This is a genomic window from Nocardia sp. NPDC060255, assembly GCF_042727395.1.
Classification (GTDB): Bacteria; Actinomycetota; Actinomycetes; order Mycobacteriales; family Mycobacteriaceae; genus Nocardia.
Genome location: NZ_JBHXAU010000007.1, coordinates 144,109 through 158,389 on the forward strand (window position 1 = coordinate 144,109; position 14,281 = coordinate 158,389).

Genomic DNA, 14,281 nt, shown 5'->3' on the forward strand with positions numbered 1-14,281 from the left:
ACCATTGTCGAGCAACGACTTCAGGGACTACAGATGACCAATATCGCCTTCCTCGGACTGGGTATCATGGGCAGCCCGATGGCCGTCCACCTGGCCACCGCCGGCCACACCGTGACCGCCTACAACCGCTCCCCGAACAAGGCGGCCCCGCTCGTCGCGGCGGGCGGGCACACCGCGGGCTCGATTGCCGACGCGGTGCGGGGCGCCGATGTGATCTGCGTGATGGTGCCCGATTCGCCCGACGTCAAGGACGTGCTGGCCGGTGCGAAGGGTGTGTTCGACAGCGCCGAGCGTGGCGCGCTGATCATCGACTTCTCCAGCATTCGGCCCGATGTCACCGTTGAGCTCGCGAAACAGGCTGCCGCGCAAGGCTTCCGGCTGCTGGATGCGCCGGTGTCCGGTGGCGAGAAGGGCGCGATCGACGCCGCGCTGTCCATTATGGTCGGTGGTGACGCCGCGGACTTCGAGGAGGCGAAGCCGATCTTCGACGTGGTCGGCAAAACCGTTGTGCACGTTGGCCCTAGCGGCTCCGGTCAGACCGTCAAGGCGGCCAACCAGCTGATCGTCGCCGCCAACATTCAGGCCCTCGCCGAGGCCGTGATCTTCCTCGAGGCATACGGCGTCGACACCGAAGCCGCGCTGCGCGTGCTCGGCGGCGGCCTGGCCGGCTCGAAGGTGCTCGACCAGAAACAGGGCAACATGCTGTCCCGAACTTTTACGCCTGGATTCCGAATCGACCTGCACCACAAGGACATGGGCATCGTGACAGCCGCGGCCCGCGAGGCCGGAGTGGTGGTGCCGATCGGTTCGCTGGTCGAGCAGTTGATGGCCTCCGCCAAGGCGATCGGTGACGGCGGACTCGACCACAGTGCCCTGCTGCGCGGGGTGGAGCGCCTGAGTGGGCGCGCGGACAAGGAGAACTGAACGATGGCACGGATGCGTACCGCGGATGCCGCGGTGTTGATTCTCGAAAAAGAAGGCGCGACACAGGCGTTCGGTTTGCCGGGTGCGGCGATCAACCCGTTCTACAGTGCGATGCGTGCGCACGGTGGGATCAAGCATGTGCTGGCTCGCCATGTGGAGGCTGCCTCGCATATGGCCGAGGGCTATACCCGTGCTACTGCAGGCAATATCGGTGTTTGCATCGGCACGTCGGGTCCTGCGGGGACCGACATGATCACGGGGTTGTATTCGGCGAGTGCGGATTCGATTCCGATCCTGTGCATCACCGGTCAAGCGCCGGTGGCCAAGTTGCACAAGGAGGATTTCCAGGCAGTCGATATCGCCTCGATCGCTGGGCCGGTGGCGAAGTGGGCGGTGACTGTGCTGGAGCCCGCGCAGGTGCCGGGCACGTTCCAGAAGGCGTTCCGGTTGATGCGGGAGGGTCGGCCGGGTCCGGTGTTGATCGATCTTCCGATCGATGTCCAGCTCGCCGAAATCGAGTTCGATATCGATACTTACGAGCCGCTGCAGGTGCATCGCCCGGCCGCGACTCGCGCGCAGGCTGAGAAGGCCATTGCCATGTTGAACGCGGCCGAGCGCCCGCTCATCGTGGCAGGTGGTGGCATCGTCAACGCTGATGCCGCGGGTTTGCTCGTCGAATTCGCCGAACTGACTGGTGTTCCGGTGGTGCCGACGCTGATGGGCTGGGGCACGATCCCTGACGATCACGCGCTGTATGCGGGCATGGTCGGCTTGCAGACCTCGCACCGCTACGGCAATGCCACCATGTTGGAGTCGGATTTCGTCCTGGGTATCGGTAACCGTTGGGCTAATCGTCATACCGGTGGTGTCGAGACCTACACCAAGGACCGCACTTTCGTGCACGTCGATATCGAGCCGACGCAGATCGGACGTGTCTTCGCCGCTGATTTCGGTATCACCTCCGATGCCGGTGCCGCGTTGAAGGTGTTCATCGAGGTCGCCCGTGAGCTTGCGGCGAAGGGTGAGCTGCGTGATCGTTCGGATTGGGCTGGCCAGGTGCGTGCCCGAAAGCAGCTGGGCCAGCGCAAGACTCATTTCGACAATGTCCCGATCAAACCCCAGCGGGTCTATGAGGAGATGAACAGGGCGTTCGGCCCGGACACCCGTTACGTCAGCACCATCGGTCTGTCTCAGATCCAGGCAGCACAGATGCTGCACGTCTACCGTCCACGCCACTGGATCAACGCGGGCCAGGCCGGACCACTGGGTTGGACTCTGCCCGCGGCACTGGGCGTCGCAACGGCCGATCCGGACTCCACGGTGGTCGCTCTGTCCGGCGACTACGACTTCCAGTTCCTCATCGAGGAATTGGCTGTCGGCGCACAGTTCGGCATCCCGTATATCCATGTGCTGGTGAACAACTCGTACCTGGGCCTGATCCGGCAAGCCCAACGGGCGTTCAGCATGGACTATTACGTCCAGCTCGACTTCGACAACATCAACAGCCCCGAGGTCGCAGGCTACGGCGTCGACCATGTCAAAGTGGTCGAAGGTCTGGGCTGCAAGGCAATTCGAGTCTTCGAGCCTGACGGTATCGGCCCCGCCCTGGAAGAGGCGAAGAAGATGATCGCCGAACACCGAGTGCCCGTGGTCGTCGAGTGCATCCTCGAACGCGTCACCAACGTGTCCATGGGCTTGGAGATCGACAATATCGTCGAATTCGAGGAACTTGCCGAGACCGCCGCGGACGCGCCCACCGCCGCCGCGCTGCTGGACTGAGGGCGTGATGCCCCGGGTCCTCATCGCGCCCGACAAATTCAAGGGTTCGCTGACCGCCGCACAGGTCGGCGCCGCCGTCGCGGCCGGTATCCGACAGGTGCTGCCGGACGCGTCCGTGACGGTCGTGCCCGTCGCCGACGGCGGCGACGGAACCGTCGCCGCGGCGGTGGCGGCAGGTTTCGCGGCGATCCAGCTGGTCGCCACCGGACCGACCGGCGCACCGGTTGTCACCACCTACGCGCGACGCGACGATCTCGCCGTCGTGGAACTGGCGGACGTATCCGGGCTGCTCCGGCTACCCGACGGGAAGTTCGCCCCGATGTCGGCAACCAGCCGGGGGACCGGTGAGGTGATCGCCGCGGCCGTCGACGCGGGTTGCCGCCGGGTGGTGCTCGGCGTCGGCGGCAGCGCGGGCACCGACGGCGGCGCGGGCATGCTGCGCGCCCTCGGTGCCCGGCTGTTCGATGCCGAGGGCGCCGAAATCGGTGATGGCGGTGCGGCTTTGGCGGAAGTAGCGACGATCGACCTGACCGCGCTACGCGACCGAACAGCCGGCGTCGAGTTCACCGTCGCCTGCGACGTGGACAACCCGCTCACCGGCCCACGCGGCGCGGCAGCGGTGTACGGTCCGCAGAAGGGCGCGGACGACCGCCAGGTGACCGCCCTCGACGCCGCCCTCACCCACTGGGCCGATACGGTCGCCGCGACCACCGGCACCGATCGCCGAGACATCCCCGGAGCGGGTGCCGCAGGCGGAGTGGGCTTCGCCGCCGTAGCGGTCCTCGACGCCATCTTGGCCCCAGGCATCGAATTGGTCTTGGACCTAGCCGATTTCGCCGACCACCTACCCGGAACCGACTTGGTCATAACCGGCGAGGGCACCCTTGACGACCAAACCTTGCACGGCAAAGCCCCCGCAGGCGTCGCCGCCGCAGCTCACGCCGCGGGCATCCCAGTGATCGCAGTCTGCGGACGAAACACTCTACCCACCAACCGATTACACGCCGCAGGCATCACAGCCGCGTACTCACTAGTCGCAATCGAGCCCGACATCCACCGCTGCTTCACCGAGGGCGAACAACTGCTGAAACGCCTCGGCGCACACATCGCCGACCAACACCTATCGCGGACACCCACCGCACCCGGACCAGCGCAATAGCGGGCCGCACTGACGCTGACGACCCGCACGCTGACTCGCCGCCCTGACGCGCATGCGTATGTAAGAAGGCGTGCGGCTGCTGCAGGGGCGGATGTGGGCGAGGTGCTGGGTTAGCCGAGGCGGGCGCTGAGGGTGGTTGCTGCTGCGGTTACTGCTGCTCCGAATATGGGCTCGGTTTGTTCTGTGAGGCGGCTGAAAGGAACGTTTACGCTGAGGCTGGCAACCGGGGTTCCGTTGTCTCCCAAGACAACTGCGGCGACCGCGCCTACGTCGGAGCGCCACTCGCCGCGGTTGACCGCGTATCCGCGGGATCGGATCTCGGCCAGTTCGGCGCGCAGTTCTTCGGGGTCGGTGACGGTTGTGTCGGTGTAGCGCGGTAGTTCGTCGACGAGCAGTTGCCGGACGAATTCCGGATTGCTATGGGCGAGAACTGCTTTCCCGTTGGCGGACGCGTGCATGGGTAGTGAGTGGCCGAGGGCCATGTTGGTGCGTACGGGTTTGTCGGTTTCCAGGCGCTCGATCAGCACCATTCTGGTGTCTTCGGGGACGGTCAGGTGGATGGTCTCCTCGGTTTGGCGCCGCAGGTTCTCCATGATCGGCAGGGCGACGCCGCGCAGGCCGAGGTCCCCGCCTGCGCGGCTGCCGACCGCGAGCGCCTTGGTGGTCAATACCCAGCGGGTCACCTCGCCCGATGCGGGACGGATCCACCCGGCCTCGTCCAGCGTGACCAACGCCCGCTGGACCGAGCTTTTCGGCATCTCCAGCACCCGTGCCAACTCGCCGACGCCGATCGGCTGCCGAGCCGCGACCTCTTCCAGCACTCGTAGCGTATTCAGGACATTTCGCAAGGTATTGACTCCTTCATCACACATCCCTACCCTTGCTGCACCTTTTCACGGCACAGTGTGCCATATCACGGCACGGAATGGAACCGATGTGATGACCGCTCATAGTGGACGGCATTTCCTGCAGATCCCCGGACCGACGAACGTCCCGGACCGGGTGCTGCGCGCCATCGCGCAACCGACCATCGACCACCGCGGACCCGACTTCGCCGACCTCGCCCTCGACCTCCGGGAACGAGTGAAACCCGTCTTCGGCACCGGCGGTCCCGTCGTCATCTATCCCTCCTCGGGCACCGGCGCGTGGGAGGCGGCGCTGGTCAACACACTCTCTCCCGGCGACCGCGTGCTCGCCTTCGAAACCGGACATTTCGCCAGTCTGTGGCGGGACATGGCGGAACGCCTCGGCTTAGTAGTCGACTTCGTGCCCGGCGACTGGCGGCGCGGCGTCGATGCCGCGGCCGTCGCCGAGCGGTTGGCGGAGGACACCGCACACGGCATCGCGGCGGTGATGGTCGTGCACAACGAGACTTCGACCGGTGTCGCCAGCCGGATACCGGAGATCAGGGCCGCCATCGATGAGGCGGATCATCCCGCACTGCTGCTGGTCGACACCATCTCCTCGCTGGGATCCATCGACTATCGGCACGACGACTGGGGTGTCGACGTAACGGTCAGCTGCTCGCAGAAGGGCTTGATGCTGCCACCGGGCCTAGGCTTCAACGCGATCAGCGACAAGGCGCTCGCGGCGGCGCCGACGGCACGACTGCCGAAGTCCTACTGGGACTGGACACCCATCCTCGACGCCAACGAGCACGGCTTCTACCCGTACACCCCGGCCACCAACCTGCTCTACGGCCTGCGGGAAGCGCTGCTGATGCTCGAAGAAGAGGGCTTGCGCAACGTGTTCGCCCGGCACAACCGGCACGCCGCGGCGACCAGGGCGGCCGTCCAGGGCTGGGGCCTGGAGGTGCTGTGTGTCAACGAGCGCGAGTACTCCAGTTCGCTGACCGCCGTACTGCTCGGCGCGGAACACGACGCGGACAAGGTGCGCCGAATCATCCTGGACCGCTTCGACATGTCCCTTGGCACCGGTCTCGGCAAGCTCTCCGGGCGGGTGTTCCGGATCGGGCACCTCGGTGACCTCAACGACCTGACGCTCGCCGGAACCCTCTCCGGTGTCCAGATGGGTCTCGAATTGGCCGGCGTCGCAGTCGATCCCGCCGGTCTGCAAGCCGCGCTCGCGGTATTACGAGCCGACTGAACTCTGCTCCGGCGCTGTGCTTTCCAACGAGGGAAGGCCGCGAACACACCCGGAAACAGCCCGCTCCAACTGAATTCAATCGCTCTCCGCTGGGCAAGTCGTAAGCCAGATCGGCGCTTCACCGCGATACCGACCTCCTGATCTCGACCCTCGATGCTCCGCCACGAGTGACTCTCCCGCTGCTCCGCCACGAGCCGGGATCCGCTATACGCCGGCGCTTTTCGCGTCGGCCACCTACGAGGAGGTAGGTCGTTGTCCGAGCGAACTTCGCCTGTCCGGCGCCTTTCCGAGATGAAGCGGTGGACTTATATTCTGCCGATCGTCGTCTTCATCTACGTCATCTGTTATATCGACCGAACCAACATCAGTTTCGCGCTGCCGCACCTCGAGGCCGATATGGGGCTCAGCAAAGCCGAGCAGGGCCTGGCGAGCGGCATTTTCTTCTGGGGCTATCTGCTGTTGCAGATTCCCGGCGGCTATATGGCCGAAAGGTGGAGTGCCAGACAGTGGATCGCGATCCTGATGGTGTTGTGGAGCATTGCCGCGATGGCGCAGGGCTTCACCAATTCCGTCGGCCAGCTGCTGATCGCCCGTTTCCTGCTCGGCGTTGCCGAGGGCGGCGTGCAGCCCGCGCTGATGGCCACCATCCGGTCGTGGTTCCCCTTCGCCGAAAGAGGCAGGGCCTACGCGATTTTCAAGCTGTACACGCCGATCGCGGCGATCGTCGCCGCGCCGTTCTCCGGCATCCTGCTGACCTATACGGACTGGCGCTGGATGTTCATCATCCAGGGCGGGGCGCCGCTGGTCGTCGGGCTCGCGGCTTGGCTTGCGGTAGTGCGTGATACGCCCGCCAAGGCCGGCTGGCTGTCGACGGCCGAACGCGACTACATCGAGCGTTCCCGCGTCGCGGAGGGGGAGCCATTGCAGCACCGTGGCACCTTCAAAGCGGCCTTCACCAGCAAGATCGTGTGGCACTTCGCCCTCATCTACACCTTGACGCAGATGGGCTTGCTCGGTCTCACCCTGTGGCTGCCGAGCGTATTGAAGAAGGCCTTCCATACCGATCTGAAGGTGGGTTTCGTCGCGATACTGCCGCAGATCGCCGCGGGCTTCGCCATCATTCTCATCGGCAGATCGGCGGACAAACGCGGCGGGCACATCGCGCACATGGCGTTGGTCCTCGGTTCCGCGGCAATCATTCTCGGCGGCGCGAGTCTGATATCGCCGGATCAGAAGTGGTTGGTGCTCGGGGCGATGATCTTGGGTACGGCGGCGTCGATCGCCTGGTACGGGCCGTTCTGGGCGACGGTCACCAAACTTGTTCCGGTCGCGGCCGCCGGGGCGGGATTGGGTCTGATCAATGGTGTCGGCAATCTCGGCAGCTTCTTCGGGCCTTATATCGGTGGCTGGCTCAGCGATCTCAGCGGTGGTGGGTACGCGCTCACCCAGGCGTTCTTCGGCGGGGTCTTCGCGGTCGCCGGGCTGCTCGTCCTGACGTTGCGCAAGAAGATGCGCGAGGCGACGCGCGCGGCCCAGGCGGAGCCGAAACCTGTTCTGCCGGAGCCACAACCGGTGATCATCTCGAAGACGGCCCAGGCGCAACCGGCGACGGACGCACCGCTCGTCTGAACCGCGGCGGCGGGCGATCCCCGGGTCGGCCGCCGCATGGTCCCTGTTGCGCATTACCAAGGATCAGAAGGAATCTCATGAACCTACCTACCGCAACGGCCGATCGTTCGGCCGTCGCCGCACGGCTCGAGGACGCGCTCCGCGCGACGATGGACGGCGAGGTCGCCTTCGACGACTACAGCCGCCACCTCTTCTCCCGCGACGCCAGCATGTACTCGATAACGCCTCTGGGCGTGGCGTTTCCACGGCACGCCGACGACGTCGCGGCGGCGGTGCGGGCCGCCGGTGAGCTCAGCGTACCGATCGTGGCCCGTGGTGCCGGAACGAGTTTGGCCGGTCAGACCGTGGGGCCGGGCCTGGTCCTCGACCTGTCCCGGTACATGAACCGGATCCTGGAGATCGATCCGATCGCACGCACCGCGCTGGTCGAGGTCGGGGTGGTGCAGGACCAGCTCAATCAGGCCGCGGGCGTGCACGGCTTGATGTTCGGCCCGGACACCTCGACGAGCAACCGGGCCACCATCGGCGGGATGATCGGAAACAATTCCGCGGGAAGCGGTTCCAGGACCTACGGCATGACGATCGATCATGTGCGGGCCCTGGACGTGGTGCTCTCCGACGGTTCGCGCGCACGGTTGGAACCGGTCGACGAGGTCGAACGTAAGCGGCGCGCGACGGCGCAAACACTGGAAGGCCGGATCTACCAGGAACTTCCGGAGCTGGTCATCGTCGAAGAGGCGGCCATCAAAGCCGGGATGCCGACCTTCTGGCGACGCGCCTGCGGTTACCGGCTCGACCGGCTGGTGGATTTCGGGGAGGACAAGCCGTTCGATCTGGCCAAGTTCGTCGTGGGCGCGGAAGGCACGCTGGTGGTCGCCACCCACGCGCTGGTCGACCTGGTGCCCAAACCTGCCCGAACGGTTTATGCCGTAGGGCATTTCACCGACACCGTGAGTGCCATCGCGGCCACCACGGACGCGCTGAGCTGCGAGCCGCATCAGGTCGAGCTGATGGACCGCACCATCCTGGAGTTGTCCCGGCAGAAGATCGAGTACGCCGAACTCGGGAACATTCTCGTCGGCGATCCGGGTGCACTGCTGTTCGTTTCGTTCAGCGGTGACGATGAGGGGCCGCTGATCGCCGATCTCGACCGGCTCGAGCGACTATGGCAGCAGAACGGGCACGGCTATCACACGCTGCGGGCCGTTACCGCCGCCGATCAGACCGCGTTGCTCAAGGTCCGCAAGTCCAGCCTCGGTCTGCTGATGGCCGCGGGCGAGGGCACCCGCCGCCCGCTCGCGTTCGTGGAAGACACCGCCGTCGATCCGGCGCACCTGGCCGAATACACCAAGCGGTTCAAGGAGATTCTCGACGAGCACCACATGGAGGCGGGGTTCTACGGTCACTGCTCGGTCGGCTGCCTGCACATCCGGCCGTTCGTCGACCTGACCGATCCGGCGCAGGTGATCACCATGCGCACGGTCGCCGAGGCGGTCAAGGATCTCGTCGCCGAGTACGGCGGGGTGAACTCCAGCGAGCACGGTGACGGGCTCGCGCGCAGCGAGTTCAACCGGGAGATCTTCGGTGACGAACTGTATGAGGCGATGCGAAAGGTGAAGCGGCTCTTCGATCCCGGGAACATCATGAACCCGGGCAAGATCGTCGACGCGCCGCCGATGACGGACAACCTGCGCGACCGCGACGCGCTGCCGCCCGCGCCGCCGTTGACTACGGCGCTGCAGTTCGAGGTGGTCGGCGGGATGCGTGGTGCGGCGGATCGGTGCATGAATATCGGGTTGTGTCGCAAGTCCACCTCGGGGGTGATGTGCCCGTCCTACATCGCGACCAAGAACGAGGAGCACTCCACCCGCGGGCGGGCCAATGCGCTGGTGAAGGCGCTGTCCGAGCCGGATCCGCATGCCGCGCTGGGTGGTGAGCGGCTGCACGAGATTCTCGATCTGTGCCTGATGTGCAAGGCGTGCAAGAGTGAATGCCCGATGAGTGTGGACATGGCGTCGCTCAAGGCGGAGACGCTCGCGCATCACCACGAGATCCACGGAACGCCTTTACGTTCAAGGGCTTTCGGATCGATCAGGTTGCTCAACCGGATCGGGTCGGCGACCGCTCCACTGTCGAATCTGCCGGGGCGCAACGGATTCGCGCGTCGGATGATGGACCGTACGCTCGGTATCACCGCCGCTCGCCCGCTGCCGGTTTTCCAGCGGGTCAATCTGCTTCGCTGGTTCCGGCGCAGGGCCGTGACGGTCGTCCAGACGCCGCTGGGGACCGTCAACTGGCTCGCCGACTCGTTCACCACGTTCACCGAGCCGCATATCGGTGCGGCGGCGATCGAATTGCTGGAGCATTCGGGCTGGCGGGTCGAGCTGGCGAGCGGCGGCTGTTGCGGGCGGTCGAGCATGTCCAAGGGGCTGCTCGACGACGCGAAGAAGAAGGCCACCGGGCTGATCCGTTCGCTGGCCGAGGACACCGAACCCGGCTCGCCGATCGTCGGCTGCGAGCCCTCGTGCCTGTTCATGTTGCGAGACGAACATGTTGCGCTGCTGCCGGATTCGACGTCGGTGCGGGCGGTCGCGGACAGGGTCAGGCAGGTGGAGGAACTGCTTGTCGAGGCGATCGACGCGGGTCGGCTGACGCTGCGCGAGGATTCGCCGCTCGCCGGTCGACGGATCGTCTTCCACGGTCATTGCCACCAGAAAGCCGAGGTCGGCACGGCGGCCACCATGGCATTGTTGCGCCGGATCCCGGGTGTGGAGGTCATGGAGATCGACTCCGGGTGCTGCGGGATGGCAGGGTCGTTCGGCTTCGAGTCCGAGCACTACGAAACGTCCATGACCGTCGGCGGCGACCGGCTTTTCCCGGCGCTCGCGGCCGAGTCGGACGACACCATCGTCGCCGCGACCGGTGTGTCCTGCCGGCAGCAGATCTTCCACGGCGCGGGTCGTACCGCGTGGCATCCCGTCGAGCTGGTGCGCGAAGCGCTGGCCGGACCCGAATAGGAGACATCCATGCGTATCGTCCGCTACTCACTCGACGGACGGACCGGGGTCGGTGCCCTGGTCGGAGATGTGGTGCACGACCTGCTCGAAGTAGAGCTCGGCGCGGTGGTCGGAAGATTGTCGGAACTGACATTGCTCGCACCGTGCGACCCCCGCACCATCGTCTGCGCAGGCAGCAACTACGCGGGCCAGATCATCGAGAAAGGCAGACCCTGGCCTCAACAGCCGTCGCTATTCCTCAAGTCCCCCAACGCAATTACGGGACTCGACGCGGCGATTCGCCACCCCGCCGAGGTGCAGCGACTGGAGTACGAGGGCGAACTGGCCGTCGTCATCGGCCGCACGGCCCGCAACGTCCCCGCCACCCGCGCCGCCGACTACATCCTCGGTTACACCTGCGCCAACGACGTCACCGCCGACGACTGGCGAGCCGACGGCCAATGGGCCCGCGCAAAGAGCGCAGACACCTTCTGCCCCCTGGGCCCCTGGATCGAAACCGACATCCCCGACCCCTCAGCCCTGCAGATCACCACCCGCCTAGCCGGCCGAGTCGTCCAATCGGCCCCAACCTCGGAAATGGTCTTCGGAGTAAGCGAACTATTGGCATTCGTCACCCGCTGGTTCACCCTCGAACCCGGCGACGTCCTCCTGACCGGCAGTCCCGCCGGAGTCGGCCCGATGAACCCCGGCGACGTAGTGGAGGTTGAAATCTCCGGCATCGGCACACTCCGCAACACCGTTATCGACGGGGGAACGGCTCGGTTCGCCCGTGCCTCCGGTGAAGTGGATGGCCATCAACTTCGCTGAGATCGAGTTGTGCGCAGCCATTCTTCGAGAACAGTGAAGTCCGCTCGCTCGAGGCCCCGAGATGCTTCGACTCGGTGCAGCAGGGCTCGACTCCGATGGTGGGTGGCGACCCAGTCCCGGTCGGAATCGGTGATCTCGTCGTCGACCCACACGAACGGGCGTCCCGCCGCCCAATTCACCAGTGTCCTTGTCTTCCAGTGCAGTCCGAACCATTGGTCTTCGCGTTGATGTTCGTCGGACGGATCGGGCCAGGCGACCACGGGGAGTCTCGGCAGCCCGATCCGCGGTGCTACTTCTTTGTTTGCCTCTTCCTCCCAGGTGGTGGCCCAGACCAGCTCACATGGCAGGGCCGCCAACCACAATCCGACCTCTGGCCGTAGCCGTGCCAAGTGCCCGATCGAGGTGAGGCCAGGTGGTTCGGGCCGCGTACCGGCGCCGAACGGGAGTAGCGGGCCGTCGACATCTAGGAAGAGCAGCGGGAGCTCTTCGTGGGCGGTCATCGGTCATACGATAGCGGGCTGTGGCGAATTCCCAAGTGCGCGAACCGGTTCGATGTCAGCTGGATGGGATCAGGGGTAGCGGGGTCAGTCGAGGATGGCGGTGGCTTCGATTTCGACCAGGTGGTCGGGGATATCCAGAGCCGCTACGCCGATCAGGGTGCCTGGCGCTACTGGAGTGATGCCGAGTTTTGTGGCTGCGCGGGTTACTCCCTCCATGAATAGGGGCATCTTGTCGGGGGTCCAATCGACCACGTAGACAGTCAATTTCGCGACGTTGGCGAAGGTGGCGCCGACTTCTTCGAGGGCGGTGGCGATGTTGAGGTAGCAGTGTTCGACCTGGGTGGCGAGGTCGTCTTTGCCGATCGTGGATCCGTTGGTGTCCCAGGAGACTTGGCCGGCGAGGAAGATCAGTTTTGTGCCGGTTGCGATCGAGACCTGATGATAGGCATCGACTTTCGGTAGGCCGGTGGGGTTTACCAGGGTGATGGTCATGTTGCTTGCCTCCGGGTGAGAGAGCCGTTGCTCTCGTGGTCTCTTGTGGTTACTGGAGAACTGTAGGAGAGTGGCCGCTGACGTGGAAGAACGCACTTTTTAGTGACTGGGGAACCTGATGGTGACTAAGCAGGTCAGTGGGTTGGGCAACGAGGCGGACTTGTCGCGCGCGGATTCGCTGGCGCGCGAGATCTTCTCGGATGTCGCCAACAAGTGGGCGCTTCTGATCATCGAAACGCTGGGTGAGCGCACCCTGCGGTTCGGGGAGTTGCGGGATGAGGTCGAGGGCATCAGTCACAAGATGCTCACGCAGAATCTGCGCATGCTGGAGCGCAATGGTCTGGTCGAGCGGAACGTACACCCGACCGTGCCACCGCGGGTCGAGTACACGCTCCTCGAGCCGGGCCAAGCCCTCCGCGAAACGGTCGATCGGATGTGTGGCTGGACCCAGCGGTACCTCGGTCACATCGAGACCGCACGCCATCGCTTCGACGCCTGACGCAACTCCGCCGACCGGGAGCAATTTCACCTGCTGGTGTCAATCGTCCGATCATCCGAGGGCATTGTGGCGGGGTGCCAGGTCCGCAGGCGATAATGCGGCCATATCGCTCGCTTTATCAGCGCAATTAACAGTGTTTTTCAGCGTGGCTTTATGCAGTAGCGGTGGGCGGGTGAGGTGCGACATATTGGATAACAGATGGCTGAAATTACTGATTATTCCTGTTGGGCGGCCGACCAGTAGCGGCTTCCTGAGCGGTGCTGTTGGCCGAGGAAGGTGGCAGCACGCCACCAGCTGCTGGAAGACGATCGCTTCTACGCCGGAGGAATAGCCCATGCGAACGCCACGCCACCGAATGCGAGCCCCCCACAGTCAGTTCCGGGGAACTGACTCCGACTACGCGACCACCGATGCCGATCGGGATGGTTGGGAGGTAGTCGAGGAGTCCGGCGCCGACGACGGGATCCTGTACCCGAGGTCGCCGGAGGACCCGCCCCATGATCCGATCCCGTCGGGCCGCTTCTTGCTGCCGGCCTATGCCGGTGGCCTCGATGCCCCTGACACGGGGGAACTTCCCGGATTCCACACCGGGGAATTCACCGAGTACCACACCGGAGAGTTCAACGAGTACCACGCCGGGGAGGTCACCGAACAGGATCAGCCGCGACACGCGGCGCCCGCCTGTGGGGTATCCCGAGTCCGGCAGACGCGCAGAACCGACAACGCGCCGTCCGCACTGCCGACCGATCAGGTCCGAATCGACTACGGCCTCGTCTACGTCGTAGACGAGAACGGTGACGTGCGCCGAGTCACGCCCGATCATCCACTGGCGCAGGCCGTCTACGAGCGCACTCGGCAATGGGGCATCCGCCCGCCGAGTCCCGCGCTCGCCGGGATCGTCTCCGCGTACTACCTGTCGGCGCTCGGCCCCGGCCTGCTGGAGGATGTCGAAGCACTCACCCCGGAGTGGCAGCGCGCCTTCGCGCGGTGGAGTGTGCACCGTGCCTTCGAACGCGCGGGCCTCGCCGACGTCGACTGGATCCGCGAAGGTCTGCAGGCCATGGACGACAATCGGCCACCGCCGCCCCATTTCCAGACCAGTGGACGGTTGCGCCGCCGCCTCGACAGCGACACCCGCATATCGAAGACGGTCGTCTCCGGCGTGCCGGGCTCGAGTGCGCACATTCAGCAATATCCGCCGCTGGGCGCCTATTTTTCCGTCGACAACGAAGACCCGCTCGAGGCGGCTCTGGACGCGTTCCGGTATGCGGCGTGGACCTACGGCATGGGCTATCGCGACCTCATGACCGCTGCCGAACGTGACTTCTTCCCATGGACCCGGCGGCGGTAGGTAAGCGAAGTTCGACGA

Annotated in this window: 12 protein-coding genes; 9 read left to right on the forward strand and 3 right to left on the reverse strand. The window is 65.3% G+C overall.

The window, feature by feature from the left end; genetic code table 11:
* Nucleotides 1–33: 33 nt before the first annotated feature.
* Genes ACFWF1_RS16040 through ACFWF1_RS16050 form a run of 3 tightly spaced genes read left to right on the forward strand, consistent with a single transcriptional unit; the run spans nt 34 to nt 3,862 of the window.
* The gene (locus ACFWF1_RS16040; RefSeq protein WP_379282729.1) at nt 34–924 is read left to right on the forward strand and encodes a 2-hydroxy-3-oxopropionate reductase; all 891 of its coding nucleotides are present in this window, start codon (nt 34–36) and stop codon (nt 922–924) included.
* Nucleotides 925–927: 3 nt separating this feature from the next.
* On the forward strand, nt 928–2,703 hold the full coding sequence (gcl, locus tag ACFWF1_RS16045; RefSeq protein WP_379282730.1) for a glyoxylate carboligase: 1,776 nt from the start codon (nt 928–930) through the stop codon (nt 2,701–2,703).
* A gap of 7 nt (nt 2,704–2,710) precedes the next feature.
* Nucleotides 2,711–3,862 (forward strand): glycerate kinase, encoded by a 1,152-nt coding sequence (locus ACFWF1_RS16050; protein WP_379282903.1) that lies wholly within the window; start codon nt 2,711–2,713, stop codon nt 3,860–3,862.
* A gap of 110 nt (nt 3,863–3,972) precedes the next feature.
* Here ACFWF1_RS16050 and ACFWF1_RS16055 read toward each other — a convergent pair whose 3' ends face one another.
* On the reverse strand, nt 3,973–4,710 hold the full coding sequence (locus ACFWF1_RS16055; RefSeq protein ID WP_379282732.1) for an IclR family transcriptional regulator: 738 nt from the start codon (nt 4,708–4,710) through the stop codon (nt 3,973–3,975).
* 91 nt (nt 4,711–4,801) lie between these two features.
* Between ACFWF1_RS16055 and ACFWF1_RS16060 the strand changes: the two genes are divergently transcribed.
* From ACFWF1_RS16060 to ACFWF1_RS16075, 4 genes are all read left to right on the forward strand, one after another.
* The gene (locus ACFWF1_RS16060; RefSeq protein ID WP_379282733.1) at nt 4,802–5,968 is read left to right on the forward strand and encodes a pyridoxal-phosphate-dependent aminotransferase family protein; all 1,167 of its coding nucleotides are present in this window, start codon (nt 4,802–4,804) and stop codon (nt 5,966–5,968) included.
* A gap of 252 nt (nt 5,969–6,220) precedes the next feature.
* The gene (locus ACFWF1_RS16065) at nt 6,221–7,597 is read left to right on the forward strand and encodes an MFS transporter (RefSeq protein WP_379322190.1); all 1,377 of its coding nucleotides are present in this window, start codon (nt 6,221–6,223) and stop codon (nt 7,595–7,597) included.
* A gap of 77 nt (nt 7,598–7,674) precedes the next feature.
* Nucleotides 7,675–10,614, forward strand: a complete 2,940-nt coding sequence (locus tag ACFWF1_RS16070) for an FAD-binding and (Fe-S)-binding domain-containing protein (protein WP_379282735.1) — start codon at nt 7,675–7,677, stop codon at nt 10,612–10,614.
* 9 nt (nt 10,615–10,623) lie between these two features.
* On the forward strand, nt 10,624–11,421 hold the full coding sequence (locus tag ACFWF1_RS16075; RefSeq protein ID WP_379282736.1) for a fumarylacetoacetate hydrolase family protein: 798 nt from the start codon (nt 10,624–10,626) through the stop codon (nt 11,419–11,421).
* Here ACFWF1_RS16075 and ACFWF1_RS16080 read toward each other — a convergent pair.
* Entirely contained in the window at nt 11,409–11,921 is a 513-nt protein-coding gene (locus ACFWF1_RS16080; protein ID WP_379282737.1) for an HAD domain-containing protein, read from the reverse strand. The genes ACFWF1_RS16075 and ACFWF1_RS16080 overlap by 13 nt on opposite strands.
* A gap of 84 nt (nt 11,922–12,005) precedes the next feature.
* On the reverse strand, nt 12,006–12,413 hold the full coding sequence (locus ACFWF1_RS16085; protein WP_379282738.1) for a RidA family protein: 408 nt from the start codon (nt 12,411–12,413) through the stop codon (nt 12,006–12,008).
* A 118-nt stretch (nt 12,414–12,531) separates the two neighbouring features.
* On the opposite strand from ACFWF1_RS16085, the gene ACFWF1_RS16090 reads away from it, so the two are divergent.
* Both ACFWF1_RS16090 and ACFWF1_RS16095 read left to right on the forward strand, forming a co-directional pair.
* Complete coding sequence (locus ACFWF1_RS16090) at nt 12,532–12,912, forward strand: winged helix-turn-helix transcriptional regulator (RefSeq protein ID WP_379282739.1); 381 nt, start codon at nt 12,532–12,534, stop codon at nt 12,910–12,912.
* A 334-nt stretch (nt 12,913–13,246) separates the two neighbouring features.
* Nucleotides 13,247–14,263: a hypothetical protein gene (locus ACFWF1_RS16095; RefSeq protein WP_379282740.1), complete on the forward strand. Its 1,017-nt coding sequence runs from the start codon at nt 13,247–13,249 to the stop codon at nt 14,261–14,263.
* The last annotated feature ends 18 nt before the right edge of the window (nt 14,264–14,281 follow it).